This window comes from Desulfurivibrio dismutans, assembly GCF_029210385.1.
Taxonomy (GTDB): domain Bacteria; phylum Desulfobacterota; class Desulfobulbia; order Desulfobulbales; family Desulfurivibrionaceae; genus Desulfurivibrio; species Desulfurivibrio dismutans.
The window spans coordinates 246823-272770 of record NZ_JARGDQ010000003.1; the positions used below are offsets into that span (position 1 = coordinate 246823).

A 25948-nucleotide genomic window follows, 5' to 3' on the forward strand; every position below is an offset into this window, starting at 1 on the left:
TGCCGCGCACACCGGTACGTAAACACCCGGGTGGGCGATCGCCGCAAGATGCGGTGCTGATCGACATTTGCGTTTAGTGGGCCTCTTCCATGGCCATGGCGAAGTACAGCACACTGAGCAGCACGAAAACCGCCGCCTGCACAAAAGAAACCAGCACGCCCAACACCATGATTGGCAGCGGCGCGAAGTAGGCGCCGGCCAGGATAAAGAGGATGGCCAGCAGGGTTTCTTTGGCCATGATATTACCGAACAGACGAATGGAAAGTGAAAGAATACGGGCAAAGTGGCTGATCAACTCGATGGGCAGCATCAGGGGAATCAGCGCCGGCATGGGCCCGAAAAAGTGTTTGACGTAGGCCGCCCCGTGATACTTAACCCCCAGAATATGGGTGGTGACAAAAACGATCAGGGTCATGGCCAGGGTAATATTGAGGTTGGCAGTGGGCGAGAACATGCCGGGGATCAGGCCGATGAGGTTGCTGATCAGGATAAACAGCCCGAAGGTGGCCAGCATGGGGAACATCATCCGGGCGCCTTCGCGGCCCATGTGCTCGGCCATGAAATCTTCGATCCCGCCGACCACCACTTCCCAGAAGTTCTGACCATGGCCGGGAATCATCTCCAGCTTGCCGCCCATGGTGAGGCGAGGCAGAACAATGAGGAACAGCATGACCAGCACAGTGTAAGTAACATGGGGCGCCAGCAACTGGGTCATGTCCCAGAAATTGCCGGGCTCGGGCATGTCGTGGGGCACCGGCAGCCCCAGAATATTTTCCAGAATCAGGTTGAGAAACAGAATTGGATGTTCCATGGCTGCCTGCTACGCCTCCTTCAAAAGTCTTTTCACCTTACTGATGGTTGCCAGTACGATACCGACCTGGACCGTGGCCAACCCCACCAGAAAGCCCGGGATATGAAGCTGTTGATAGCGAACCAGATAGTAAAAGAGCAGCCCCAGCACAACGAGCCGCCCCAAACATTTGAGCATGAACCGAATCTTGGCCTGTTTGGTAGGGTTCAAGGACAGCCGGACGGCGTCTCTTTTGAGCCATTGAAAACTCAAAATCACCACAAAGCCGCCGATCAACACAGAAATCCCGGCCAGCGGCGAAACCAGCAGCCATCCGGTCAGAGCCATGCCCAGCAACACCAGGTAGCTCAGCAGCTCAACCCGCCGGATGGGAATATCGGCGCCTTCCGTTCCGCCTGTCATCAGTTCCGCCTGCGTCGCCGTGGTCATAAATCCTTTCTCTGGCTTAGCACATAAAGATTTTTGAAGGCGGCCGCAATACCGAAGGCCAGAAAGATCAGGGTCAGCCAGGGGGCTGTACGCCCTTCAAAAACCTTGTGGTCGAGAAAATAGCCGATCCCCAGACCGATGAAGATCGAAAAGACCATGGTCAGCCCGATGGTCCCGAAAATGGTCAGCAACTTCCATACTTCCTGTCGTTCGCCAGCCATTTACCCAACCTTAGTGACGCACCATGGACGATAATGAATCACCCCTCATAAAAACGTAAAGTGCTTCGTATCTAGCAAGGCCGCCAGCTAAAGTCAACGGCTTTTTTAGCAACGAGGCAAAAAGCTGGGGCGCCGCCCTTTCCCGAGCCGCCCCCCGCAAGGTATCAGGCCCCGGCCAGTTGCTTGAATGACCACTCGGTTTTTTCCAGCGCCAGGGCCAGGTCGGCTTCACTCTGGGCGGCCGAAATGAAGGCCGCCTCAAACTGAGCCGGGGCCAGCCAGATGCCCTGACCGCGCATGTTGCGATAATGGGCGGCATAACGTTCGGTGTCGGCCCGGATGGCGGAAGCATGGTCGGTCACCGGACCCGGGGTGAAGAAGGTGGTCATCATGGAACCCACCCGGTTGAGGGTGGTCTGGCCCGGCAGGTATTTGTCGGCCAGGTCGGACAGGCCGGCGGCAAAACCGGCGGCCTTGGTCTCCAACTGCTGATAAAAGCCGGGACGACCGAGCTCCCGCAGGGTGGCGGCGCCGGCGGCCATGGCCAGGGGATTGCCCGACAGGGTGCCAGCCTGATATACCGGGCCGTCCGGGGCAATGTGGTCCATGATATCTTTTTTGCCGCCATAGGCTCCCACCGGCAAACCGCCACCGATGATCTTGCCCAGGCAGGTCAGGTCGGGCCTGACCCCGTAAAACTCCTGGGCTCCGCCCAGGGAAAGCCGGAACCCGGTGATTACCTCGTCGAAAATCAAGACAATCCCCAGTTCGGTGGTAAGCTTACGCAGGGTTTCGAGAAAACCGGGGGTCGGCGGCACTACACCCATGTTGCCGGCCACCGGCTCGACGATGACGCAGGCGATATCCAGCTTATCATCCCGCAGGGTTTTTTCCATAATCTCAGGATCGTTATATGGAATGGAGATGGTGTTTTTGACAATATCCTCGGGCACTCCCGGGCTGCCGGGAATCCCCAGGGTAACCACACCGCTGCCGGCCTTGATCAGAAAACTGTCGGCATGGCCATGGTAGCAGCCGTCAAACTTTATCACCTTGCTGCGCCCGGTGTAACCACGGGCCAGGCGCACGGCACTCATGGTGGCTTCGGTGCCGGAACTGACAAAGCGCACTTTCTCCACCGCCGGCAGGGCCGAGGCGACCAGTTCGGCCAGTTCGATCTCCTTTGAGGTGGGCGCCCCGAAGCTGGTGCCGCTGTCCAAAGTTTCCTTAATGGCCGCCACCACCACCGGGTGGTTGTGCCCCAGGATCATCGGCCCCCAGGAACAGACAAAATCCACATATTCGTTGCCGTCGGCGTCGTAAACCTTGGCACCGGCGGCCCGCTCAATGAAAATCGGCTCACAGCCCACCGATTTACAGGCCCGCACCGGGCTGTTAACCCCGCCGGGAATATGCTGACAAGCCTTGGCGAACAGTTCCTGAGAGCGCTGGGTCTTCATTTTTTCTCCTTTTTACCGATCTTCTCTTTTGTAAAGTTGCTTGTAACTATCCCACTCATTCTGGCACGTAACTGAACGGCCGTGCCCCAAGTTGCGGTGAGCCAAGTCGGCGTAGCGTGCATCGGGTACTCAAGTCGACCTGATCGCCGCTTTCGGGGGTGCTGCTGGACTGTTACAGTTGTTTGAGGGTCACCGCCCCAACCGGCGGCGACCAGAAAAACAGTCCCGCCGGTGTCCGGGCCGGACAAAAACTGACGAAAACTAACACGGCAAGGAGCCGCTGTCAAAACATGCCCTCTTCCTCCCGTTTCCTGGCCGCCTCGGCGGCGGCATCCATGGTGCGGTAATGATCGGCGCTGCGACCGCATTCGGCCAGAACAGCCAGAGAAAAAACCACCTGGACGGCGATCAGCAACACCTGTATCAGGTTAAGGGAAGGCGTGGTGAAGATAAAAAGCGCGGCCACCAGAAAACCGGTGAAGATGATAATCCGCAACGGCAGTATCAACCACCTGGGCATTCTGGCCACCACCTGCGGAATGGTCGTCTCGGGCATTTCTCGACGCATAACCTGTCCCCCCTTTGCAATGCAAACTGGCGCCCCCGCCACCCAACGACGGGCACGACAACGCTGTCGGCACTATAGCAGGACTACCGCCGCCTGTGCACCCGAAAATTGTGGCCTTCTCGACCAGCCTGGCTATTTCCCGGGCTCTTTACAAGCTCTTGCCGGCTGCTGCGGCTTAGTCTATAGTATAACCTTGCAGCGCCCGGTTATTAATCATTAAAGTGCTGCACGAAACCTGTAAAACACCAAGGTTAACGTTTACGCCATCGAAACTGACGGACGCCAACCACCCACCAGCCTGACGAAAGGAGCAACCATGGCCATCGACACCAGCATTAAGATCCTGCTCGTTGAAGACGCCGGCACCATGCGCAAAATGGAGGCCAAAATCCTGGGCCAGGTCGGCTTCAATAATATTGTGGAAGCGGTGGACGGCCAGGACGCCGTGGCCAAGCTGGAAGCCGGGGAAGAGGTCGGCCTGGTAATCAGCGACTGGTCCATGCCCAACATGGACGGCCTGGAACTGGTGCAATGGCTGCGCGGCCAGGAGAAATTCAATGATATTCCCTTTTTGATGGCCACCGGCCATGGCGACAAGGAATACGTGGCCAAGGCCATTGAGGGCGGTGCCAACGGGGTGGTGGCCAAACCCTTCACCCCCGCCGAGTTACAGAGCGCCATCGAGAAGGCCTTCGGCCTGGAGCAGGAGGAGGCGCCCAAGGTGGACGAAGGCCCCAAAGTATCCAGCGAAGGCAAGGTGCATCTCAAGCTGGCCCATATCCAGATCACCGATCATCTGGCCCTGGGGGTGCTCAAGCACTGGATCGACACCGGCCGGGAAACGCCGGTCCACTTTACCCTGGAGACCAAGTGCATGGGCAGCTGGAACCCGGTCCAGGGGGCCCTGGAAAGCTCCGAGGTGGACGGCGCCTTTATTCTGGCCCCGGCAGCCATGGATCTGTTCAGCTACGATGTGCCGCTCAAGCTGGTGCTCTTTGCCCACCGCAACGGCAGCATCTGTGTGCGCAACCGCCAGGGCAAGTACATCAAGCCTTACCAGCAGTTTTTCAAACACAAGACCTTTTACATCCCGCACAAGATGTCCATCCACAACATGCTGGCCCATATGTACTTCACCCAGATGGGGCTCAAACCCGGCGTGGCCGGCAAAGAGGCGGTGAACGTGCTGTTTGACGTGGCCCCGCCGGTGGCCATGCCCCAGTTTTTGAAGGACAACCCCGAAGCCAGCGGCTTCCTGGTGGCCGAACCCATCGGCAGCCGGGCCATTGCCGCCGGCATTGCCGAAAAGCAGTTTCTCTCCAGCGAGATCTGGGAGCAGCACCCCTGCTGCGTGGTGGTCTTCCGGGATGAGATAATCGACCAATACCCGGAAGCAGTCCAGGAATTCACCGATCTGGTGGTCAAGGCCGGCCGCTCCATCAAACAGGATATCGACCAGTCGGCCCAGATCGCGGTCCACTTTCTCGACCCGGAAAAAAGCATCGGCCTGGAACCGGCCCTGCTCAAAAATGTGCTCTCCGACCCCGCCGGCATCGTATACGACGATCTCTACCCGGTTAAGGAAGATCTGGAGACCATCCAGGATTACATGGTCAACAAAATGGAAATCGGTCGGACCATCGACCTCAATACCTTCATCGATACCCGCTTTGCCGCCAAGGCTTGCGGCAGTGATGCCGACCGCTCCGCCGCCCGGGAAGGCGGCCAGCGCAGCGGGGCCCTGAAACTGGAAGAGTTTAAAGAAAAACAGCAGCTCACCAGCCGCGAAGGCAAATACCTGGTCTTCAGCCTGGGCAGTGAACGGTACGGTATCGGCATCCTGGATGTCAAAGAGATCATCGGCCTGATGGAAATTCACGAATTGCCCCACATGCCGTCCTTTTTCAAGGGAGTTATCAACCTGCGCGACCGGGTGATCCCGGTGATGGATCTGCGCCTTAAATTCGGCATGGAATCGGCTGCCTACAACGAACGGACCTGCATCATCATCGTGGAGATCTCCGGGGTACGCGGCTCCACCCTGACCGGCATCATTGTCGATTCAGTCTCCGAGGTGGTCAACGTCAAAGACGACCAGGTGGAAGACGCCCCCTCCTTCGGCACCGGAGTGGATCAGAACATGATCCTGGGCATGGCCAAGCTCAAGGAAGGGGTGACCATCCTGCTGGATATCGACCGCCTGATGCACACCCAGGAAGTGGTGGAACTGGGCGCCGTCGAGGAGATGTTTTAACCGGGTGGCTAATGCTGGTAGGAAAAACTGAAGGCGGTGAAAAAATCGGGCGATGGCTGGCCCTCAAACTCCCGCCCCCGTGCGATATTGGTCAGGGCGAACTTGACCTTACGGTAAGAGATGACCAGGCCGTACTGCAGGTCAAAGACCACCGTTTTGCGGGAAACCCGGTGACTGCTGCGAAAGGTATTGCCATCCAGAAATATGTTACGCCCCACCAGCCGTATCTCACCACCGGCAAAGAAATATCCCTGCACCTTTGAGGTTTTGACAAAATAACCGGCCCCCGGCAGGCTGGGGCGGATTCGGGGCGGCCCGTTATCATTACCCAAACCTTTACCCAGGCGCCAGGTCAGGCCTCCGGCCAGGTGGGTGGCCACAGTCCCCAAGGCCAGGCCGGCGTGAGGAACAAGATCCACACCCGCCCGACCAGACTCCGCCAGTGAATAACGCCATTGCCGGTCCCAATACAGATTAACGGTGAATTCATTGCGCAGCTGATGGTCCCACCCTTCGGGCCGGTCAGCGGAGATGACTTCGGAATGCCACCAGGTCTGCACGTCCCGGGCTCGAGCCCATGGTCCGACCACCCCCAACTGGAGTTCAAAGGAACCGACCATGCCGGTACCCGGTTCCTCCCCGGAAACCACCCGCACCGCCCCCAACCCCAAATAAAGATAACCGGCATAGGGGCGCTCATCCGTCTGCAGATGGCTGACGCTAATATCAGACGGAGTATAAATATTCTGCCCGATGGCAATACTGGAACGCCATAATTCCTGGTCGGTATCAAGGGAGAACCACGGCATCAACTCGGCGGTTCGGCTGACCCAGTCATCTCTGCTTTTTTCGGAATAATAAGAAAAACGACTGCCATGGGTAAAGTGGCGATCGGCGTTGTGCAGCACGTCGTTTTCCATCACCACGGTAAAAATACCGGAGTTTTCCGCATGAGCCAGTCGCCCTCCCCAAAACGCCAGCAAAAGAGCAACAACGGCGAGCAGCAAAGCCGCCTGTAATTGTTTATGTTGTTTTGCCATCAAAAATCCTGGTTGGGCGCCATTTATCCGGTTAATAAATATCCACTGGCCAGGTTGCTTCTGAGTAAAAAATACCCAAAAAAGCAAAGTAAATCCCGGCGCCAGTTGTCAACGCCACCCCATGCCAGAAAACTGTTTCGCATTAACAGCGAGATGAAAATACTTTTGTGCACTTGGCACGCTTATTGAAACAAAGAAGGGCAACGGCAAATAAAGATTTACCCCTAACACTTAACCAACAAAAAAGGAGAACGATCATGAAAAAGACCATTTTAGCCATGGCAATGGTGGTGGCCCTGGGCTTCACCGGCTACCAACTGGCTGACGCCCGTCCGGGCGCTGGTTACGGCCCGGGAGGCTACGGGCTGGTGGCGGCCCAAGGCACTCTTGACGAAGAGACCCTGCAGGCCCGGGAGGCTTTTTACGAAGCAACCCGGGAGTTGCGCCGGACCATGCAGACCAAGCAGGCCCAACTGCAGGCGGCCATCAACGCCGGGGATGAGTCCCGCGCCCAGGCCCTCAGCGAAGAAGTCTTCGACCTGCGCAGCCAGATGCACGACCAGGCCCGGGAGGCCGGTATTGCCCGTAGCGGCCGGTTCGGCACCTGTGGCGGCCCAGCCCTGGGCATTGGCGGCCGCGGCGGTCGGGGAGCCGGTCCCCGCTCTTGATTTCCCCCGCCAGTTATGGTTTGCTGACGGCGGAACGCCTCCTTTAAAGGGAGGCGGTTCCGCCGTCTTTTTTTTGCGCATCTCCCGGGAGGTAAAACCACCATGCGCCTTGATGCGGACAAGGACCTGCAGCCGGCCGTGGTACTGGTCCACGGGATCTGGATGACCGGCCTGGAGATGGGCCTGCTGGCCCGGCGTCTGCGGGCCGGCGGCTTTGTCTGCTACCGTTTCCCCTACTCTTCCCTCCGCCGACCGCCAGGATACAATGCCGACACCCTGGCGGATTTCGTCGGCCAACTGGCCCCGCACCACCCTGTGGTACATCTGCTGGGCCACAGCCTGGGCGGCCGGATCATCGAGCTCACCCTTGGCCGCCATCTCCTGCCGGCTCCAGGTCGGGTACTGACCCTGGGCACCCCCTTTGCCGGCAGCCATATCGCCCGCCGCCTGGCCCGGCAACCCTGGAGTAAAGTGCTGCTGGGCGCCGCAGCCCCCCTCCTGCTGACCGCCGTCCCCCGCTGGCAGCACCAGCGGCCGCTGGGGGTTATAGCCGGCGATCAAGGCCTGGGAATCGGCCTGTTTTTCCAGGGCATGCCCAAACCCCACGACGGCACCGTGGCCTTGGAAGAAACCGTCATCAAAGGGGCAACCGCCCGCTTCACGGTGCATACCGCCCATCTGCCGATGCTCTTCAACCGAGAAGTAGCCGCTCTGGCGGCAGCCTTTCTCCAGACCGGCGCCTTTATCACCAAGCCGCTAAAAAAACGGGCCACTGTGGTGGAACCGGCCCCCGGCGCCGCCACCCCCTGCCGCCGCACCTCTCTGTTCAACCTGAAGTAAGCGGTCGCGGGGCACCGCACCACTAGTCAACGCTGATGCAGGCTACCGGACAGGCCGTCACGGCTTCTTCAACGCAGGCCACTTCCCCACCGGCACCTTCCAAAACGTAGGCCTTGACGGCCTCCCGGTCAAAGCCGAAAACCTCAGGGCACAGTTCCACGCAGCTTTCACAACCGATACACTCCTCCTGATCCAACTCCACTTTTTTGCCCATTTCTTTTCTCCCCGTGTTTTTTAGCTGGCCCCACCACCGACCATACCGAGTCACATCTTGACAACCGGAGGATGATGATTAGCGTAACACCCCGATCATACAGCCCGCGCGACCACCGGGCAAGCTCGTATAACAACGGCGCCCCAAGCAGCCAAGCAACAAAATTGCCAAGGAGATAAACCATGAGTACCGAGAGCACCGACCCCGCCACCCCAAGTCCCGGCTCCGCCCCCCGGGAAACCCGGGAATTTCAGGCCGAAGTCAAGAAGATGCTGGATATCGTCATCCACTCGCTCTACACCGAGCGGGAGATTTTTCTTCGCGAGCTGATCAGCAACGCCGCCGACGCCCTGGAAAAGTTTCGCCACCAGAAGCTGGCCAGCCAGGGCGAGAAGATCTTCGACGACCACCTGCCGCTCGAGATCAAGCTCAAGGTGGACAAAGACCATAATACCCTGACCATCACCGATACCGGCATCGGCATGGACCGCGGCGAGCTGGAGCACAACCTGGGCACCATCGCCCATTCCGGTTCCCGCACCTTCCTGGCCAACCTGGCGGAAAACCAGCGCCAGGACACCCAGCTCATCGGCCAGTTCGGGGTGGGCTTCTACGCCGCCTTCATGGTGGCCGACAAGGTCCGAGTGCAGTCCCGCAGTTTTCGGCCCGACGACGCCGGCCACGAATGGGTCTCCGACGGCACTGGCACCTACACCATCGGCCCCTGCCCCGGCATCCGGCGCGGCACCCGGATCATCCTGGACCTCAAGGAGGACGCCAAGGAGTTTGCCGATGAAGAGCGAATCAAGCAGATCATCCGCCGTTACTCCAGCTTCGTCCCCTTCCCCATTAAGGTGGCCGAGGAGGCGGTGAACACCGTCCAGGCCATCTGGACCCGCGGCAAAAGCGAGATCAAGGAGGAGGAGTACCAGGAGTTTTACAAATATATCGCCAACGCCTTCGACGAACCCCTGACCCGGCTGCACTTCAGCGCCGATGCGCCGCTGGCGGTCAAGGCCCTGCTCTTTTTCCCCCGGGAAAATATCGAGCGGATGGGCTTCGGCCGGCTGGACCCCGGGGTCAACCTCTACTGCCAGCGGGTGCTCATTGAGCAACACAGCAAGAACATTCTGCCGGAGTGGCTGCGCTTTGTCAAAGGGGTCATCGACAGCGAGGACCTGCCGCTCAATATCTCCCGCCAGGCCCTGCAGGACAGCGCCTTGGTGGCCAAGATCAACCGGGTGATCACCAAGCGGGTGCTCAAACACCTGGCCGAACTGGCCAAAAACGAGCCGGAGACCTATGAAAAATTCTGGCACTCCTTTGGCATGTTTCTGAAAGAAGGGGCCATCTCCGATTTCAATTACCGTAAGGAACTGGCCGGGCTGCTGCGCTTTGAGTCGTCCAGGACCGAGCCGGGCAAGCTGACCTCGCTGGCGGATTATGTTTCCCGCATGGCCGCCGAGCAGAAGGATATTTATTACATCAGCGGCCCCAGCCGCGAGGCGGTGGAAACCGGCCCCTATCTCGAGGCCTTCAAGCGCCGGGATATCGAGGTGCTCTACACCATGGACCCGATGGATGATTTCGCTTTGAATCACATCGGCGAATTCGAGGAGCGCAAGCTGGTCTCCGCCGACCGCGACGACCTGGACCTGGGGGAAGCCGGCCAGCAGGAGGAAGAAAAAGCGGAGGAAGGCAAGGAAACCCTGGCCCCGGAAGAGGCCAAGGAACTGACGGCCTGGATCAAGGAGGTGCTGGGCGACAAGGTAAAAGAGGTCAAGGAGTCCAAGCGGCTCACCGACAGCCCGGCCATGGTGGTCAACCCCGACGGCTTTCTGACCAGCAGCATGGAGCGGGTGATGCGGGCCTCGGGCCAGAACCTGCCCGACTTCGGCGGTAAAAACCTGGAGATCAACCCCGGCCACGGCTTAATTGGCGGCTTAAACCGCCTGCGGCAAAGCGACGAGCCCCTGGCCAAACAAATCACCGAGCAGATCTTCGATAACGCCATGATCCAGGCCGGCCTGCTCAGCGAACCCCGGACCATGGTCAACCGCAACTACGAGATTTTAACCCGCCTGGTAAAATAGCGTATTAAAAAACCGAACCAAACGCGGCCCCTTGCCCAGCCATCCTGTGCAAGGGGCCTTTTTTTTGCAAGCAACCCCGCTCAACAAGTTCCCGGACCCGGCTACAGGCGCAGTACCGGCTCACCCTGCCACAGTTCCGCCCGCAAAACGTTTATCGCTTCGTCGGCCAGGTAATCGTCGAAGTTCATTCTTTTATCGATGATGCCGTTGGGGGTGATTTCGATGATCCGGTTGGCGGTGGTGGCCACCAGATGATGGTCGTGGGAGGCGAAGAGGATTATTTCCGGGAAGGCGATCAGCCCGTTGTTGAGGGCGGTGATGGATTCCAGATCCAGGTGGTTGGTGGGTTCGTCCAGGATCAGGGCATTGGCCCCGCTGAGCATCATCCGGGCCAGCATGCAGCGGACCTTCTCGCCGCCGGAGAGGACGCTGGTTTTTTTCAGGGCCTCCTCGCCGGAAAACAGCAGCTTGCCCAGAAAACCCCGGGCGAAACTTTCCCCCTCATTAGGCGGGGTGTACTGGCTCAGCCACTCCACCAGGGTCAGGTCCTTGGCGAAATAGGCGTTGTTGTCCTTGGGGAAGTAGGAGGTGGACATGGTCACCCCCCAGCGGAATTCGCCCCGATCCGGACTTAATTCCCCGGTCAGGATCTGAAAGAGGGTGGTCTTGGTCAGGGTGTTGGCCCCGATGAAGGCGATCTTGTCGCCCTTGTGGACGGTCAGGCTGAAATCGTTGAGTACCGTCACCCCTTCCAGCTCCTTGCCCAGCCCCTTGATCTCCAAAATGATATCGCCGCAGGGCCGCTCCGGCTTGAAGAGCACGAAGGGGTATTTGCGCGAGGAGGTCGGCATGTCCTCGATGGTCAGCTTGTCCAGCAGCTTTTTGCGGGAGGTGGCCTGCTTGGCCTTGGAGGCGTTGGAGGAAAAACGCTGGATGAATTCGGTCAGCTCCTTGGCCTTGGCGGTGGTCTTGCGGTTTTCGTCCTGTTTCTGCTTGAGAAAGAGCTGGCTGGCCTGATACCAGAAGTCGTAGTTGCCCACGTAAGTCCGGATTTCGCCGAAATCGATATCGGCGATGTGGGTACAGACCTGGTTGAGAAAATGGCGGTCATGGGAAACGATGATCACCGTGTTCTGGAAGCGGAAGAGGAAATCCTCGAGCCAGGTGACGGACTTGAGGTCCAGGTGGTTGGTGGGCTCGTCCAGCAGCAGGACATCGGGGTTGCCGAACAGGGCCTGGGCCAGCAGGACCCGGACCTTGTCGCCGTCTTCCAGTTCCTTCATCTTGCGGTCCCGGAACGCTTCGGGGATTCCCAGCCCCTTGAGCAGCACCCCCACCTCCGCTTCCACCTCGTAGCCGTTCATTTCGGCAAACTCGGCCTCAATCTCACCGGCCAGGATGCCGTCGGCTTCCGACATTTCGGCCTGGGCGTAAAGGGTTTCCCGCCGACTCATCAACTCGAAGAGCCGGGCATGGCCCATGACCACAGTGTTGAACACCGTTTCTTCATCGAAGGCGAAATGGTCCTGGCGTAGGACCGCAATCCGCTCCCTGGGGCCGACGATGACCTCGCCCTTGTCCGGCTCCTTCTCCCCGGCCAGAATTTTGAGAAAGGTCGATTTGCCCGCCCCGTTGGCCCCGATCAGCCCGTAACAGTTGCCGGGAGTGAACTTGATATTGACGTCTTTAAAGATAACCCGCTTGCCGTAAGCAAGGGTAATATTGGCAGTGCTGATCATGCTGGTTCCTTGGGGTTTGATGTCATAATGCCTTCTACCAAAGCGCGGTGGATGGCCTCGCGGGCTTGGGCGGCTTCGGGGCTGAGCAGGTTGCGGGGGCGGGGCTGGTTGATGGTGATGATTTCCTTGATGCGGCCCGGGCGGGGGGTCATCACCGCCACCCGGTCGGCCAGCAGCAGGGCCTCGTTGAAGTCGTGGGTGACGAAGATGATGGTCATCTCCTTTTCCCGCCACAGGCGGATCAACTCCGCCTGCATCTTGTGGCGGGTCATGGCGTCCAGGGCGCCGAAGGGTTCGTCCATGAACAGCACCTGGGGCTCCACCGCCAGGGCGCGGGCCAGAGCCACCCGCTGCTGCATACCGCCGGAGAGTTCCCGGGGGTAGCGGTCCACCGCCTCGTTGAGGCCCACCAGGGCGATCAGCTCCAGGGCCAGCCGACGCCGCCGGGCCGCCGGCACCCGGGCCAGTTCCAGGCCGAGTTCCACGTTGCCGCGCACCGTGCGCCAGGGAAAGAGCCCGTACTCCTGCTGGATCATCACCGCCTCGGGGCCGGGCATCCGCACCGGGCAACCATCCAGGCTGATACTCCCGGCGGTGGGGGTATCGAAACCGGCCAGCAGGTTGAGCAGGGTGGTTTTGCCGCAGCCGTTGGGCCCCAGCAGACAGAGCAGCTCCCCCTGGTAAACGTTGAGCTCCAGCCCGGCCATGGCCTCCACCTCCTCGGCCCCCAGCCGCCGCCGGAAACGCTTGCCCACCCCGCTGGCTTCAATTTTCACCTTCACCAGCGGCTCCTTACTCGTCTTTCCGTCCAGCTCATCAACCGGTCCAGGCTGAGACCCAGCAAGCCCACCAGCAGCATGCCGGCAATCACCTGGTCGGTGCGCAGGAAGTTGCGGGCGTCGATGATAAAATAGCCCAGGCCCGACTGGGCCCCCAGCATCTCACCGGCCACCAAATGAATCCAGCCCACCCCCAGGGCAATGTGCAGCCCCACGGTAATATAGGGAAAGGCGGCGGGGATCACCACCTTGTGCAGCAGGTCCCACTCGGAGCTGCCGAAGTTGCGGGCCACCCGAATATAGACCCGGTCAACGCCGCGCACGGCGGCGATGGTGGCCAGCAGCATGGGGAAAAAACTGGCGATAAAGATAATGAAGATGGCCGGCAGATCACCGATCTTGAACCACAGCACGGCCAGGGGAAACCAGGCCACCGGCGAAATCGGCCGCAGCACCTGGATCAGCGGGTCGAAGGCCTGGTGCAGGCGGGAATACCAGCCGAAAACCAGGCCCAGCGGCAGGGCCACCAGGGCCGCCAGCAGGTAACCGACGCCGAAGCGATAAAGACTGACCGCCACATGCTCCAGCAGCATGCCGCTGCGGGCCACCTCCAGCAGGGCCAGCAGCACCGCCGCCGGCCCCGGCAGCAGGTAGTCGCTGCCGTACCAGGCCGCCGCCGCCTGCCACAGCAGCAGAAAAGCGCCCAGGGCCAGCAGGGGAAAAAACAGCCGCTCGCCGGGCAGGCAGGGAACCCAGGTGACCCGGCGCCGCCGGGAGCTGGGTTTGCTCAGGCACCGGGCCGGTGTGCGCTCGGCGGCAGATGCCGGCGCCGGCTTTTCCGGCGGCGCTTGGGGTTTGGCAGACATCAAGGATTGGCCTCCACCGCCGCTCGAGCAAAGGCCGGTTCCAGGTAGGTAGCAATATCAACTTCCCGCCGGCTCAGGCCGGAGCGCAGCATCAACTCCTGGGTGGCGGCAAAATCAGCCTGGCGGGGCATGAGATCATGGTAGGTAACCCGGTCCGGCGGACGGGTCAGCACGTGTTCAATAACCTCCGGCCGCTGGCCCAGGTAAGGGACCGACAACTCCGCCGCCCGGCGGCGGTTGGCCTCGATGAAACGGCCGGTGGCGGTGAGCCCGGCGGCCAGTTCCGCCACCGCTTCGGGGTTTTTATCGATAAACTCCTGTCGCATATTGAGCACGCAGCAGATGTGATCCGGCCAGATATCCTTGGACAAAATCAACACCCGTCCCACCTGCTGGAGCTCCGCCTGGCCGCCGAAGGGTTCGGCCACGATAAAGCCGTCGATGCGGCCGCCGGCCAGGGCCTGGACCATCTCCGGCGGCGCCATATCGAGATAACGCACGCTCTCTGGCGGCAGCCCGCGCTCGGCCAGCAGCCGACGCAGCAACAGGTAGTGGGTGGAAAGACGGCTGGGGATGGCGATGGTCTTACCGGCCAGGTCACCAACCTCGGCCACCCGGTCGCCGGCGGCCACGGTGAGCACGCTGCCGTTGCGGTGGCCAAGCAGCACCGCTTGCACCGGGCTGCCCTGGCCGCGCAGGGTCAGGCCCAGGGGGGTGAGCAGGAAGGCGGCATCGATGGCCCCGGCTCGCAAGGCCTCGGCGGCCTCCGGCCAGGAGCCGAACTTCACCGGCTCGATGGCCAGGTGGACAAAATCGTAATGGGCGTGGGCAATCAGCAGCAGGTGGTCGGTGATGGGCAGGTAGCCCAGCTTCAGGGGCACCCGGCCGGCAGCCTCCCGGGCCGACCGCTCACCGCAGCCCGTCAATAGCAGCCCCGAGCTCAGGCCCAGGCCGCCGACCACCATGGCCCCCAGGCCCAGCCGGGTAAATTGTCGTCGATTGATCCGCCGCATCCGCATCCTCATGATAACCGTGGACCGGCTATACTACCCGGCGCGAACCAAAATTAAAAGAGTTACCGGGCCGGCGGGGTGCTGCCATGCACCGTTTTCAGGTGACCCAAAAGAGGAGCGCCATCAGCACCGCCACAGTGAAGATGGCGGTGGAGGCGATGGTAAACAGGGAGCGGCTGAAGGTTTCCAGGAAGCGCTGTTCAGCGCCGTCGGGGCCGTCGATTTTGGCCCCGGTCAACTGCCACAGGGGTTTGACCACCAGCAAGCAGAGGCGGGCCGGGCCGTCGATGAAGAAACGGTTGAGGCGGCGGGGCACTTCTTCGGCCAGGGTGGCCTGGCCCCAATTATTGATCTTGGTCATCCCCTTCTGCATGGCCAGCAGAAAGAGCCGGCCGCCCAGCCGGTAGAACCAGTCCATATCCAGGCTGAGCTTGGCCTTGGGGGCCATCTTACTGACAAAGAGGTAGAAGCCGACCCCGGTGAAGAGCAGGATCTGGATCACCTCCGCCAAATGGTAAGCGGTATAGGGGTTGAAGGGCGCCTCATAGGGCAGCATGTTGTACAGATAAGGGGTATAAACCCCAATCAGCAGACAGAGGAAGGCGGCAACGCCCATGGCCAGCTGCATGTGCAGGGGCGGGTCGGCAGCCTTGTTCCAGGTTTCCTCGGAACACTTGTTCTCGCCGAACCAGACCACGTAAGGGATCTTGATGCCCACCGAGAGAAAGGTGCCCACCGAGGCCAGCAGCATCAGGTAGGCCGCCCAGTAATGGGAGGCGTCGAAGGAGCCGGCCACCACCATACTTTTGCTGACATAACCACTGAGCAGCGGAAAACCGGAAATCGACAGCCCGCCGATCACCGTAAAAAACAGGGCCATGGGCATCTTTTTGTACAGCCCGCCCAGCTCGGTGGCCTTGCTCTTGCCGGTCATGTACAGTACCGAACCGACCCCCATGAACAACAGGGCCTTATAAAGGATATGGGCAAAGGCATGGGCGATGGCACCGTTGAGCGCCAAAGCCGTACCGACCCCCACCCCGGCCACCATGAAGCCCACCTGGCTGATGATATGGTAGGAAAGCAGCCGCCGCACGTCATTGCTGAGCAGGGCGTAGATAACCCCATAGAGGGTCATGATAACCCCCAGCACAATCAGAATCTCCATGCCGGCAAACCCCCGGCACAGGGCGTAAACCGCCGTCTTGGTGGTAAAGGCGCACATGAACACCGCGCCGCTGACCGTAGCCCGGCTGTAGGCATCGGGCAGCCAGGCGTGCAGCGGCGGCACGGCGGCGTTGAGGATCACCCCGATCATGATCAGCCAGACCGGCAGGGTGGGGTTGACCACGTCGAACTGATTAAAGCTCAGGTCCCCGGTGGCCTGGTAATGCAGCACGATACCGGCCAGCAGGGCCAGACCGCCGGCGGTATGGACCAGCAGGTAGCGGTAACCGGCGGCCAGAGCGCCGGGGGTGCCCCGGAACCAGACCAGGAAGGTGGAGGAAAAGGCCATCACCTCCCAGAAGAGGAAGAGCACCAGCAGGTCACCGGCAAAAATAACCCCCAGCGAACCGGCCACGTACAACCAGGCCGACATATGCTCGTAATCGTTTTCGACATGCAGGCCGTAAAGGGTGCCGATGATGCACATCAGGGTCATGATGTAGGCAAAGACCAGGCTGAGCTGGTCCACCCGGCCGAAGGTCAACTCCCAGTTGAGGAAGGGAAAGACCCCGAAGACCCCCTGCTCCATCTGCAGCACGGCGGCAAAGGCCAGTACCGGCACCAGCAGCAAAAAGGGCTTGCGCGCCACCCCCTTCACCATGGGCAGCACCAGGGCCCCGATAATCAGCACCAGCGCTGGATGAAACCAAAATTCCGTCACAACAGGCTCCTCAACTAAAAAGATTATCTAAGAGTAACTATCCAGCTCATGCGGGAGGTCTTACCGGTCGTAGTAATCTTCACGGGTCAGCAGCCCCAGGGCGCCCAGACCCTTGGCCACGACAATCAGTAGCACACAGCCGATCAGGCCAAAGAGCGACCAGAAGCCGGGCAGATGCTCAAGGGCGATATGGGCGTAGCTCTTATCCAGCAGCAGGGCGTCCCAGAGCAGCACCCCGGCCACCACCAGGAGGCAGAAACGGCGCACCAGCAGGGGCCGCTCCCGCAGATAATCGATCATTCGGACCAGCATCATGGCATCACCATTCTCACAAACTGCATCATCAACTCGGGATATATCCCGATAAAGAGCGAAATAGCGGCGGCGAGTACAATGGGGGCCACCATAATCAGCGGCGCCTCCCTGACTCCCGTCGGCAGCACTTCACCGGCCGGCGGTTTACCGAAAAAGGCTTGATAGACCACCGGCGCAAAATAGGCCACATTGAGCATGGTGGAGGCCAGCAGCACCATGATAATGGCGATCTGGCCGGCATCGAGAGCCCCCACCAGCAGGTACCATTTGCTGACAAAGCCCCCCACCGGCGGCGCCCCGATCATGGAGAGCGAAGCCACGGCAAAGGCCCCGAAGGTAAAGGGCATCACCCGCCCCAGGCCGCCCAGCTCGGAGATATTTTTCTTGTGGGTGGCCACGTAGATGGCCCCGGCGCAGAAAAATAGGGTGATCTTGGCAAAGGCGTGGTTGACGATGTGAATCAGCCCGCCCTGTATCGCCATCGGCGAGAGCAGCGCCACCCCCAGCACGATGTAGCTGAGCTGGCTCACCGTGGAGTAAGCCAGCCGGGCCTTGAGGTTGTCCTTGGTCAGGGCGATGATGGAGGCGGTGACGATGGTAAAGGAGACGATGTAGGCAGTGATTACCCCCAGGCTCAACTCGTCCATCAGGTCGATGCCGAAGACATAGAGCATCACCCGGGTGGTGCAGAAAACCCCGACCTTGACCACCGCCACCGCGTGCAGCAGGGCCGAAACCGGGGTGGGGGCCACCATGGCGCCGGGCAACCAGGCGTGCATGGGCATGATCCCGTTTTTGGCAAAGCCGAAGAGGCAGGCAAAGAACAGAATCACCACCAGGGTGGTGCCGGTGCCGTCGGGGATGATCCCGGCATGGATGCCGTCGGCAAAATCCAGGGTGCCGGCAATGGCGAAAATAACGATCATCGCCGGCAGCACCAGGCCAACCGAACCGCCCAGCAGAAAGGCCAGGTACTTGCGGGCCCCGCCCAGGGCATCCCGGTCCTGGTGATGGGCCACCAGCGGGTAGGTGGAGAGCGAAAGCATCTCGTAGAAGATGTACATGGTGAGCAGGTTGGCGGAAAAGGCCACCCCGATGGCGGCACACAGCGACAGGGCGAAGCAGACCATGAAGCGGGTCTGGGCATGCTCGTTGAGCCCCCGCATGTAACCGATGGTGTAGGTGGCGGCAATAATCCAGAGAAAGGAGGAAACCAAGGCAAACACCATGCCGAAGCTGTCCACCCGCAGGGCGATGGAAAGCTCGGGCAGCACCCGGATCAGCTCCACCTCCACCACATTGCCGGCCAGCACCCAGCCGGCCAGGGCAAAGACCATGGCAAACTTAATGCCGGCGGCCAGGAAGGTCCAGAACTCACGCAGGTTGGGCCGGCTACCGCTGATGGCGATCAGGGGCACGGCGGCCAGCGAGGCGCAGAGGGCGATCACCGGGGCTATTTGATAAAATGAGGGTGAAAACATCTTAAGCTGTGGTTACCTCGCAGTTCAGCAAACCGCCGTTAAAAACCGGCCGGGATTGACCAGCCGATGAAATAGTTGACCACTTCCTTGGTGTAAAGCCCCAGAATGATCAGGCTGGCGGCGGTAATGACCATGGGAATCAACATGCTCAAGGGTGCCTCCTGGCGGGCCACCGCCGGGAGGGCTCCATGGCCGTCATGGCCGTCATGGCTGCCGTGGCCGTGGCCGCCGCCGGGTTCCTGCTCCAGAGCTTTCAGGTCGCCGAAAAAGGCGATCTCCAGCATCTTGAAAAACATCACCGCCGCCACCAGGCTGGCGATCAGCAGGGCCGCCACAAAGACCCAGGCGCCGGCCTGGGCCGCCCCCTGGATCAGGTAGAACTTGGAGAAAAAGCCGCAGGTGGGCGGAATACCGATAATCGACGCCGCCCCGATCACCAGCACCACGGCGGTAATGGGCATCCGCTTGAATATCCCCTGCATGGCCGCCAGGGAAGTTTGACCGGTGCGGTAAATCACCGCCCCCACCGCCATAAAGAGGCACAGGGTCATCAGGCCGTCGGCCAGGATATGGTAAACCGCGCCGGTGTAGCCGGCGGCGTTGGCCACCCAGGCCCCGCCGGTCATGTAGCCGATCTCGGCCACCACGATATAGGTCAGCATCATCCGCAGATCACGCTGGGCCAGGGCGGTGATCATGCCGATTACCGCCGCCGCCGAAGCAAGATAAATAACCACCTGGCTCCAGGCGATGGAGTCGAAGATATAGTCGACAGAAAAAACGGTGAACATAATCCGCAGCATGATATAGACGCTGACCTTGGTCATCAGCGGGGCGATCAGGCAGGCGGTGGTAATGCCGGCCTTACTGTAAGCGTTGGGCAGCCAGGCATGCAGGGGGAACAGGGCCATCTTGATCCAGACCCCCAGGATCATCAGGGAAAAGCCAATCTTGATGCTCACCGAGTCCTGCAACTCCGGCCGGCTAATAATCTCGGCCAGGTCCAGCATGTTGAGCGACCCGGTCATGATGTAGAGATAGCCGATCCCCAGGAGATAGAAACAGGCCCCGATGGTGCCGACAATCAAATACTTGAAAGTTGCGTAATAGGCCGGTCCCCGCCCCCGGGCCAGCAGGCCGTAGCTGGAAAGGGCGGAGATTTCCAGCAGGACGTAAAGGTTGAACACGTCGCCGCTGGCGGTCATACCCAGCAGGCCGGTGACCAGCAGGGCAAACAGAGCATAGTAATGATTCAGCCGGTCGGGATTGTCCTCGGCGGCGGTACGCAGCGAGTAAATGGCGGTGAGCAGGGCGCAGGCGGAGACCAGCACCAGCACCAGCCCGCTTAGGTGGTCAATCACCAGCTCGATGCCCATGGGCGGCGGCCAGTCACCCATGCGGTAATGGATCGCCTGGTTGTCCGTCACCACTTGCCCCAAAGCCAGCAGGGAAAAGAGCAGGGAGCCGGCCATGCCGCAGAGCAACAGGCCATAGGCCACCCGCGGCCCCAGTGAACCGGCCAGGGTCAGCACCAGAGAGACAAAGAGAGGGACTATAATGATAAGGGCCGGAGCCTGGTCGATCATCATCGGCGCTGATCCTCCAGGATTTCATCCTCTTCAATGGTACCGTGTACCCGCTGGATCTTCTGCAGAATGGCCAAGGCCACACCCAGGGTCGCCACCCCCACCACGATGGCGGTGAGAATCAGGACATGGGGCAACGGGTTGGCGTAGGCAGTGGCATCCAGCAGGGGCAGCTTGTCCGGCCCGAACTCGATGATGGGCACCGTAGCCCCCCGCTTGGCTCCGATGGAAACAAAAAAGAGCAGGATGGCGGTCTGAAAGATAACCATGCCGATGATCTTCTTCATCAGGTTGTTCTTGGCAATCATCCCGTACAAGCCGATAAAGAGCAGCACCAGGGAAGCCCAGTAGTTGTACTTGCCGATTATGAAATGAAATATTTCGTCCATTTACCTATAAGCCTTCATCAAGATCGCCGCCTGATGCCAGATCGTAATAGAGGGACATCATTACCGAAAAGACGGTTATGCCAACCCCCACTTCCACCAACAGGATGCCGTGGGAACGGGCCATGACCTCGCTGACCCCGAGAATGCCGGCCAGTCCGGCATAGCCCAGGAAATTCCAGCCCATGGCCAGGCAGATGGCCCCCACCCCGGCGTAGAGCAAAACCCCACCGGCCACGCAGAACAGTACCGCCTGCTCCTTAAAGCGGTCGATGGTGAATTGCAGGTTGTAGCAAAGCGCCAGCAGAATAAAGCTGGCCCCGAAAATAACCCCGCCCTGGAAGCCGCCGCCGGGGCTGTAGTGCCCGTGGCCCACCACGTAGAGGGCGAAGATCTGCATCACCGGGATGATCAACTGGGCCGCCCCCCTGAGCACCGTGTCCCGCCCCTCGCGGACCGGTCGATGCTGCACCATCTTACTCCGCTGGCGCGGGGTACGGCGCAGCACCACCAGCACGATGAGGGCGGCGGCAAAGACCACCACCGCCTCGAACATGGTGTCGTAACTCCGGTAGTCGGCCAGCACCACGGTGACGATGTTGGGGGTGGCGGTCTCGCCGTAGCCCTGTTCGAGAAAGTCCGGCGACAGATGGGTGCTGGCCGGCGAGGACGGATCGGCCCAGTTGGGCAGATCCACCGCAGCAGCCAGCATGATCAGGGCGCAGATCGCCAGGATGACCAGGGTAAGACGCTTCAATCCTTGCTCCTCCGCTTGATATACTGGGCGGTGGCCAGGATGAGCACCGTACTGATACCCGCTCCCACCGCCGCCTCGGTAAAGGCCACGTCCACCGCCAGCATCTCGGTCCACATCAGGCAGATCAAGAAGCTGTAAGCGCCGGTGACCACCGCGCAGCTGACCAGATCCTTCAGCGACAGGGCGGCGATGGCACAAATCACCATCATCAGCAAAATCAGCAGATCAAACTGCCAGAGCAGGCTTGCATCCCAGGTCATTACAGGTTCCTCTACCAGTGCGGCGCTCACACGGGTTTAACCCCGGGCGCCGCCTTACTTAAACTTAAATCTGCCGGTCTTCCCGGCGCCGCTCCGGCCCGGGGTAGGGTTCGCCGTCGGCCGACGGCTTACGCTTGGTCCAGTAAGGGACCTTGGCCTCGTAACCCGCGTCGATGATGGCGTGGGTGGCGGTGGGGCTGGCCAAAAAAACAAAAAATACGATCAACGACAGCTTGACTGCGGTCAGCAGCGCCTCGCCACTGAAGTCCTGCAGGTAATAAATAATCAGGCCGGCCAGCAGCAGGGCGGTAGAAAGGGTGTCTCCCTTACCCGCAGCGTGGACCCTGGTGTAAAAGTCCGGAAATCGCAGCAGGCCGACCGTGGTGGCAAAAAAGAGCATGAAACCGCTGACCATCAAAAAAATCACCACGGCATTAAGCATGGGAACCCTCCTTGCCGGCCGGCGGATTTTCCGCCGTGGGCGGGGCCGAAGGCGCGGTCTTGGCCTCCTCGGCATCGGCTGCGGCGGGCTGGCTCTGGCGCTGGTAAAAACGGGCCGCGGCGATGGTGGTGATAAAGTTAAGCAGGGCGTAAGCCAGGGCAATATCGATGAACATCTCCACCCGGCCGTCCAGGATGCCGACAATGATGATCAGCACCACGGTCTTGATGCCGATGACATTGACCCCCAGAATCCGGTCGATCACCGTGGGACCGGCCACCACCCGGAAGAGGCTCATGAGCATCAACAGCAGCAGCGCCACCCCGATGCTGATCAGAAACTGTTCCATCTCAGCGCGAGCCTCCCTCAAATACCCAGGCCACCCAACGCTCCATCTCGCCGGGTCCATCCCCGGCCCCGGCCAAGTCACCGGCCGACTGGGCGGTAATGGCGTGGACGTAGAAAGTGTCATCCTGGATGCGGATGGTCACCGTCCCCGGAGTCAGGGTGATGGAGTTGGCCAGCACAAAGCGGGCAAAGTCGGTTTTCAGCACGGTCTTGAAGCTGACTACGTGCGGGTCCATGATCTCCCGGGCCTGGGGCGAAAGGGCCAGCCCGGCAATATGGATATTGGCGATCACGATCTGCCAGGAAAGCCAGACCACGTAACGCAGAAAACGGCCGATTTCCACCATCAGGCCGCCAAACTTCTTGGTATGCCCGGAAAAGAGCAGGTCATGGGACAACCAGGTGACCAGGCCACTGGAGAGCAAGCCCATGGTCAGGTGAAAAAGGTCGAACTTTCCGGACATCACAATCCAGAAAGCAAACATCACGCAGAAGGTAATGATGGCAGACATAATGCGGCCTACTTCTCCGGCATCAGGGATGAATGATGTTCAATGATCTGCCAGCGATCCCCCTGCCGGCGATAGGCGAAGGTGAAGCGGGCGGTGGCGGCAAAAGGCTCTTCCCCGGCAGGGGTGAAGTTGAAGGTATAGATCCCGGAGTTGAAGGCGATATCATTGTAGATGCGGATATTGCTTTCGTTGATCTCGCCCTTGGGGTTCTTGGCCAGGAAGTGGACGAAATAATCCCGGATCTCGGCATGGTTGTGACGCACCTTATTCGACACGGTGGGCAACAGAATACCGTCGAGGGCATAAAGCTCGGTGACCTTGTCGGGATCACCGCTTTGAAGGGCCCGGTTCCACTCGTCGAACAGGGCGGCGATTTCCTCTTGCTGTTTCATGGCGCACCTCTTTGGTTTTTTAGGGGGACGTTCATACGATTATGAACGTCCCCTACGTTTGTCATTCGTTACTACTCATCCTAAGATGAAACCACCGTCTTGCCGCCTGATACCTGCAAATCAGGGAGCCACCGCCTCCGGGGCGATGGTAATGGGCATGCCCATCAGCGGCCAGATCAGAATCACCGCCAGCCCCACCACCGCCATCAGCAGGATGGAAGCGGGGATGCCGTAGGCAAAGAACTCACCGCTGGTGAACTGTTTGGAGTTGTAGGCGATGGCGTTGGGGGCCGCGCCCACCAGTAGCATGAAAGGCATGCCGGCGGTTACCAGGGCGGCAAAAACAATGACCTCGGGGGCCACCCCAAGGTAAGGCGCCACCACCAGGGCCACCGGCACCGAAATGGCGATGGCGGCCACGTTCATGATGAAGTTGCTGATCACCATGACAAAGAAGGCGATACCCAGAATAAAGACAATGGAAGGGGCATTCTGGAAAAAGCTCAGCCAGTTGATGGCCAGCCATTCCGCCGCTCCGGTCTGCCACAGACAAAAGCCCATGCTCATGGCGCCGGCAAAGAGCAGAATGATGTTCCAGGGCACCGCTTCCAGATCGTTGAGGTCAAGAATCTTTAAAACGAAGAAAAGGATGGTGGAAACCAGCAGGATCGCCGCCTTGTTGAAAGGCTCCAAGGCAGGCACAAATGATTGCAGCGAGAGGAAGGCGATAACCCCCAGAACAATGATCCCCGCCAGTTTTTCATCCCGGCTCAGGGGCCCCATGGCGGCGTTGAGCTCCCGGGCCTTTTCTCGCAGCCCCGGAATCACCGCCTTCTCCGGCTTGAAGAAGATCATGAAAAAGCCCCAGAGCAGGAAGACCATCAGCCAGCCCACCGGTGCCATATAAAGGGTCAATTCAAAGAAGCTGATCTCGCGCCCTACAATCTCGGAGAAAAAACCCAAAGCCACGATACCCCGGGCCGCGCCCAGCAGGGTGATGATACTGCCGGCCCCGGCCACAAAGGCCATGCCGATAAACAGCCCCTTGCCGAACTTGGTGGGCCGATCACCCTCACCATAAAGGGCGTAGATGGAGAGCAGCAGCGGGTACATGGTGGCCGCCACCGCGGTGTGGGCCATGAGATGGGTAAGCAGCGCGGTGACCACGAAACAGCCCAGGTAGATCATGCTGGTGCGCTCACCGACAATATCCAGCATCTTGTAGGCCATCCGTTTGGTGATCCCCACCTTGGTAAAAACCGCGCCGATGATGAGGGAGCCGAAGATGAAGAGCACCGAGGGATCCATGAAATCCTTGAAGGCGTCACTGGCCGGGCGAATGAAAAACAGCGCCTGCACCACCCCGATGGTGATCCCGGTCACCCCGATGGGCAGCACCTCGAAAACCCACCAGATGCCGGCCAGCAGAAAGAGTCCCAAGGCCGCTTTGCCTTGCGGCGACAACACGAATTCCTTGCCCATGGGATCAACGGCGGCGGGCCAGGGAGGAGAAAAATAAACCAAGAGGAATATTCCGATCCCCAGGAACATAAAGAACAACTGAAACAGGTTGAAGCGACTGGGCTGCTCCGCCAGGCCAACCTTTTCGTCGGCACCACTGTTTTGCGTGTTTTGCGCTGTGTCAGACATGATACTCACACCCTCTCCCTTGCCGACGGTCACCCCGGCAAGCCAAAACTTAATAATATAAAAAACTCAAACGTTTAAATCAGACTAAACAAACCTATAAACCTGCGTTATCAAGCCGTAAACGTTCAGCAGTGCCGCAGGTTGCGGCAAGCGGACCGGCGCCGCGTACACTAGTACGCAAGCCGGGCCGATCGCCGCAAGATGCTGTATTGCTGAGCGTTTACGCGTCGATATCGCAGCGCTTGGCCACGGCATTGAAAATTTCCTCCAGGCGAATCACCCCGGTTACCGTTACCCCATCCTCGGAAATCACCGGCAACACTGTTTCATTCTGGGTCAGCATGATGGACAGCGCCTTCAAGGCCGACTCGTTTTCCTTCACCGCCGGCGGCAGCGGGCTCATGAATTCCTTGATGTTATGCCCGAAACGAACATTGCAACCGTTGAAAAAGGAATCTCCCCAAAGAATGGCCAAATTGGGAAATTCGCCGGGGGTGCCCTGATAGACTTGAACCGCCTGGGCCAGGTTGGAGTCCAGCCCTCGCAGGATGCTCTGGATGCTGACCCGACCCACCAGCTTGTGCTCGGCGCTGATCACCAGCAGCTCGGAATAGCGCATCCGCTCGTAATCACCGCAGGTGAATTCCTTGAGCACCTTCACTGCCTGGCTCAGGCTTCGATCTTCCTGGACATGGGGAAAGCGCTTCATCGGAATAGCCAAGCCTTTCACCAGAAATTGTTCCTTACCCTCTGACTCCGCGGCCATGACAGCCCCCCTTAGCAGTTGAAAATGAAAATGTAGAATAATAAGCAATAAAAAACGCCGTCATCGGAAAGGTGTGATGAGGCGCCTGATGCGTGATGTTGCGATGGACTGCGTTGCCCCCTCCAGGCAACACTCAGGATGGTCGCCAAAAAAATGACACACAACATCCA

Annotated in this window: 28 protein-coding genes; 4 read left to right on the top strand and 24 right to left on the bottom strand. The window is 59.9% G+C overall.

The features are described 5' to 3' along the window. Positions 1-73: 73 nt before the first annotated feature. The 5 genes from atpB to P0N66_RS04860 form a co-directional block, all read right to left on the bottom strand. On the bottom strand, positions 74-811 hold the full coding sequence (gene atpB / locus P0N66_RS04840) for a F0F1 ATP synthase subunit A (RefSeq protein WP_275802866.1): 738 nt from the start codon (positions 809-811) through the stop codon (positions 74-76). Positions 812-820: 9 nt separating this feature from the next. Continuing rightward, the gene (locus P0N66_RS04845; RefSeq protein ID WP_275802867.1) at positions 821-1213 is read right to left on the bottom strand and encodes an ATP synthase subunit I; all 393 of its coding nucleotides are present in this window, start codon (positions 1211-1213) and stop codon (positions 821-823) included. A gap of 23 nt (positions 1214-1236) precedes the next feature. Next, positions 1237-1461, bottom strand: coding sequence for an AtpZ/AtpI family protein (locus P0N66_RS04850; RefSeq protein WP_275802868.1), 225 nt, complete (start codon positions 1459-1461; stop codon positions 1237-1239). 164 nt (positions 1462-1625) lie between these two features. After that, complete coding sequence (hemL, locus tag P0N66_RS04855; protein ID WP_275802869.1) at positions 1626-2921, bottom strand: glutamate-1-semialdehyde 2,1-aminomutase; 1296 nt, start codon at positions 2919-2921, stop codon at positions 1626-1628. 283 nt (positions 2922-3204) lie between these two features. Continuing rightward, positions 3205-3489, bottom strand: coding sequence for a hypothetical protein (locus P0N66_RS04860; protein ID WP_275802870.1), 285 nt, complete (start codon positions 3487-3489; stop codon positions 3205-3207). A 316-nt stretch (positions 3490-3805) separates the two neighbouring features. On the opposite strand from P0N66_RS04860, the gene P0N66_RS04865 reads away from it, so the two are divergent. Further along, positions 3806-5743 carry a chemotaxis protein CheW gene (locus P0N66_RS04865; protein WP_275802871.1) on the top strand — a complete coding sequence of 646 codons (1938 nt, stop codon included), beginning with the start codon at positions 3806-3808 and terminating at the stop codon, positions 5741-5743. Between the two features lie 8 nt (positions 5744-5751). Here P0N66_RS04865 and P0N66_RS04870 read toward each other — a convergent pair whose 3' ends face one another. Beyond that, a complete protein-coding gene (locus P0N66_RS04870) occupies positions 5752-6783 on the bottom strand; it encodes a lipid A deacylase LpxR family protein (protein ID WP_275802872.1) in 1032 nt (343 codons plus the stop codon). Positions 6784-7040: 257 nt separating this feature from the next. Between P0N66_RS04870 and P0N66_RS04875 the strand changes: the two genes are divergently transcribed. Both P0N66_RS04875 and P0N66_RS04880 read left to right on the top strand, forming a co-directional pair. Beyond that, on the top strand, positions 7041-7451 hold the full coding sequence (locus P0N66_RS04875; protein WP_275802873.1) for a hypothetical protein: 411 nt from the start codon (positions 7041-7043) through the stop codon (positions 7449-7451). 102 nt (positions 7452-7553) lie between these two features. Then, the gene (locus P0N66_RS04880; RefSeq protein WP_275802874.1) at positions 7554-8291 is read left to right on the top strand and encodes an alpha/beta hydrolase; all 738 of its coding nucleotides are present in this window, start codon (positions 7554-7556) and stop codon (positions 8289-8291) included. A 22-nt stretch (positions 8292-8313) separates the two neighbouring features. Here the strand turns inward: P0N66_RS04880 and P0N66_RS04885 are convergent, their stop codons facing one another. After that, positions 8314-8505, bottom strand: a complete 192-nt coding sequence (locus P0N66_RS04885; RefSeq protein ID WP_275802875.1) for a ferredoxin — start codon at positions 8503-8505, stop codon at positions 8314-8316. Positions 8506-8687: 182 nt separating this feature from the next. On the opposite strand from P0N66_RS04885, the gene htpG reads away from it, so the two are divergent. After that, positions 8688-10598 carry a molecular chaperone HtpG gene (htpG, locus tag P0N66_RS04890; protein WP_275802876.1) on the top strand — a complete coding sequence of 637 codons (1911 nt, stop codon included), beginning with the start codon at positions 8688-8690 and terminating at the stop codon, positions 10596-10598. Between the two features lie 101 nt (positions 10599-10699). Here htpG and P0N66_RS04895 read toward each other — a convergent pair whose 3' ends face one another. The 17 genes from P0N66_RS04895 to P0N66_RS04975 all read right to left on the bottom strand — a co-directional run bounded on the left by P0N66_RS04895 (position 10700) and on the right by P0N66_RS04975 (position 25778). Then, complete coding sequence (locus tag P0N66_RS04895) at positions 10700-12337, bottom strand: ABC-F family ATP-binding cassette domain-containing protein (protein ID WP_275802877.1); 1638 nt, start codon at positions 12335-12337, stop codon at positions 10700-10702. Continuing rightward, complete coding sequence (locus tag P0N66_RS04900) at positions 12334-13119, bottom strand: ABC transporter ATP-binding protein (protein WP_275802878.1); 786 nt, start codon at positions 13117-13119, stop codon at positions 12334-12336. The genes P0N66_RS04895 and P0N66_RS04900 overlap by 4 nt, the downstream gene beginning before the upstream one ends. Next, complete coding sequence (locus tag P0N66_RS04905) at positions 13116-13982, bottom strand: ABC transporter permease (protein WP_275802879.1); 867 nt, start codon at positions 13980-13982, stop codon at positions 13116-13118. Before P0N66_RS04905 ends, P0N66_RS04900 begins: the two co-directional genes overlap by 4 nt. Continuing rightward, complete coding sequence (locus tag P0N66_RS04910; RefSeq protein WP_275802880.1) at positions 13982-14995, bottom strand: ABC transporter substrate-binding protein; 1014 nt, start codon at positions 14993-14995, stop codon at positions 13982-13984. The genes P0N66_RS04905 and P0N66_RS04910 overlap by 1 nt, the downstream gene beginning before the upstream one ends. 97 nt (positions 14996-15092) lie before the next feature. After that, a complete protein-coding gene (locus tag P0N66_RS04915; protein WP_275802881.1) occupies positions 15093-16883 on the bottom strand; it encodes a Na(+)/H(+) antiporter subunit D in 1791 nt (596 codons plus the stop codon). A 60-nt stretch (positions 16884-16943) separates the two neighbouring features. Further along, complete coding sequence (locus P0N66_RS04920) at positions 16944-17198, bottom strand: hypothetical protein (protein ID WP_275802882.1); 255 nt, start codon at positions 17196-17198, stop codon at positions 16944-16946. Next, positions 17195-18679 (bottom strand): monovalent cation/H+ antiporter subunit D family protein, encoded by a 1485-nt coding sequence (locus tag P0N66_RS04925; RefSeq protein WP_275802883.1) that lies wholly within the window; start codon positions 18677-18679, stop codon positions 17195-17197. Before P0N66_RS04925 ends, P0N66_RS04920 begins: the two co-directional genes overlap by 4 nt. A gap of 38 nt (positions 18680-18717) precedes the next feature. Beyond that, complete coding sequence (locus tag P0N66_RS04930) at positions 18718-20268, bottom strand: complex I subunit 5 family protein (RefSeq protein WP_275802884.1); 1551 nt, start codon at positions 20266-20268, stop codon at positions 18718-18720. Beyond that, positions 20265-20654, bottom strand: coding sequence for a cation:proton antiporter subunit C (locus P0N66_RS04935; RefSeq protein ID WP_275802885.1), 390 nt, complete (start codon positions 20652-20654; stop codon positions 20265-20267). The genes P0N66_RS04930 and P0N66_RS04935 overlap by 4 nt, the downstream gene beginning before the upstream one ends. A 4-nt stretch (positions 20655-20658) precedes the next feature. Next, positions 20659-21408, bottom strand: coding sequence for a hydrogen gas-evolving membrane-bound hydrogenase subunit E (gene mbhE / locus P0N66_RS04940; protein WP_275802886.1), 750 nt, complete (start codon positions 21406-21408; stop codon positions 20659-20661). Beyond that, on the bottom strand, positions 21405-21668 hold the full coding sequence (locus P0N66_RS04945) for a Na(+)/H(+) antiporter subunit B (protein ID WP_275802887.1): 264 nt from the start codon (positions 21666-21668) through the stop codon (positions 21405-21407). The genes mbhE and P0N66_RS04945 overlap by 4 nt, the downstream gene beginning before the upstream one ends. 64 nt (positions 21669-21732) lie before the next feature. Further along, positions 21733-22110 carry a monovalent cation/H(+) antiporter subunit G gene (gene mnhG, locus P0N66_RS04950; protein ID WP_275802888.1) on the bottom strand — a complete coding sequence of 126 codons (378 nt, stop codon included), beginning with the start codon at positions 22108-22110 and terminating at the stop codon, positions 21733-21735. Then, positions 22103-22459, bottom strand: a complete 357-nt coding sequence (locus tag P0N66_RS04955; RefSeq protein ID WP_275802889.1) for an MrpF/PhaF family protein — start codon at positions 22457-22459, stop codon at positions 22103-22105. Before P0N66_RS04955 ends, mnhG begins: the two co-directional genes overlap by 8 nt. Position 22460: 1 nt before the next feature. Continuing rightward, the gene (locus P0N66_RS04960; RefSeq protein WP_275802890.1) at positions 22461-22970 is read right to left on the bottom strand and encodes a Na+/H+ antiporter subunit E; all 510 of its coding nucleotides are present in this window, start codon (positions 22968-22970) and stop codon (positions 22461-22463) included. Between the two features lie 8 nt (positions 22971-22978). After that, positions 22979-23362, bottom strand: coding sequence for an SgcJ/EcaC family oxidoreductase (locus P0N66_RS04965; RefSeq protein WP_275802891.1), 384 nt, complete (start codon positions 23360-23362; stop codon positions 22979-22981). Between the two features lie 120 nt (positions 23363-23482). Beyond that, entirely contained in the window at positions 23483-25012 is a 1530-nt protein-coding gene (locus P0N66_RS04970) for an SLC13 family permease (protein WP_275802892.1), read from the bottom strand. Between the two features lie 220 nt (positions 25013-25232). Next, complete coding sequence (locus tag P0N66_RS04975) at positions 25233-25778, bottom strand: CBS domain-containing protein (RefSeq protein WP_275802893.1); 546 nt, start codon at positions 25776-25778, stop codon at positions 25233-25235. Positions 25779-25948 lie beyond the last annotated feature (170 nt).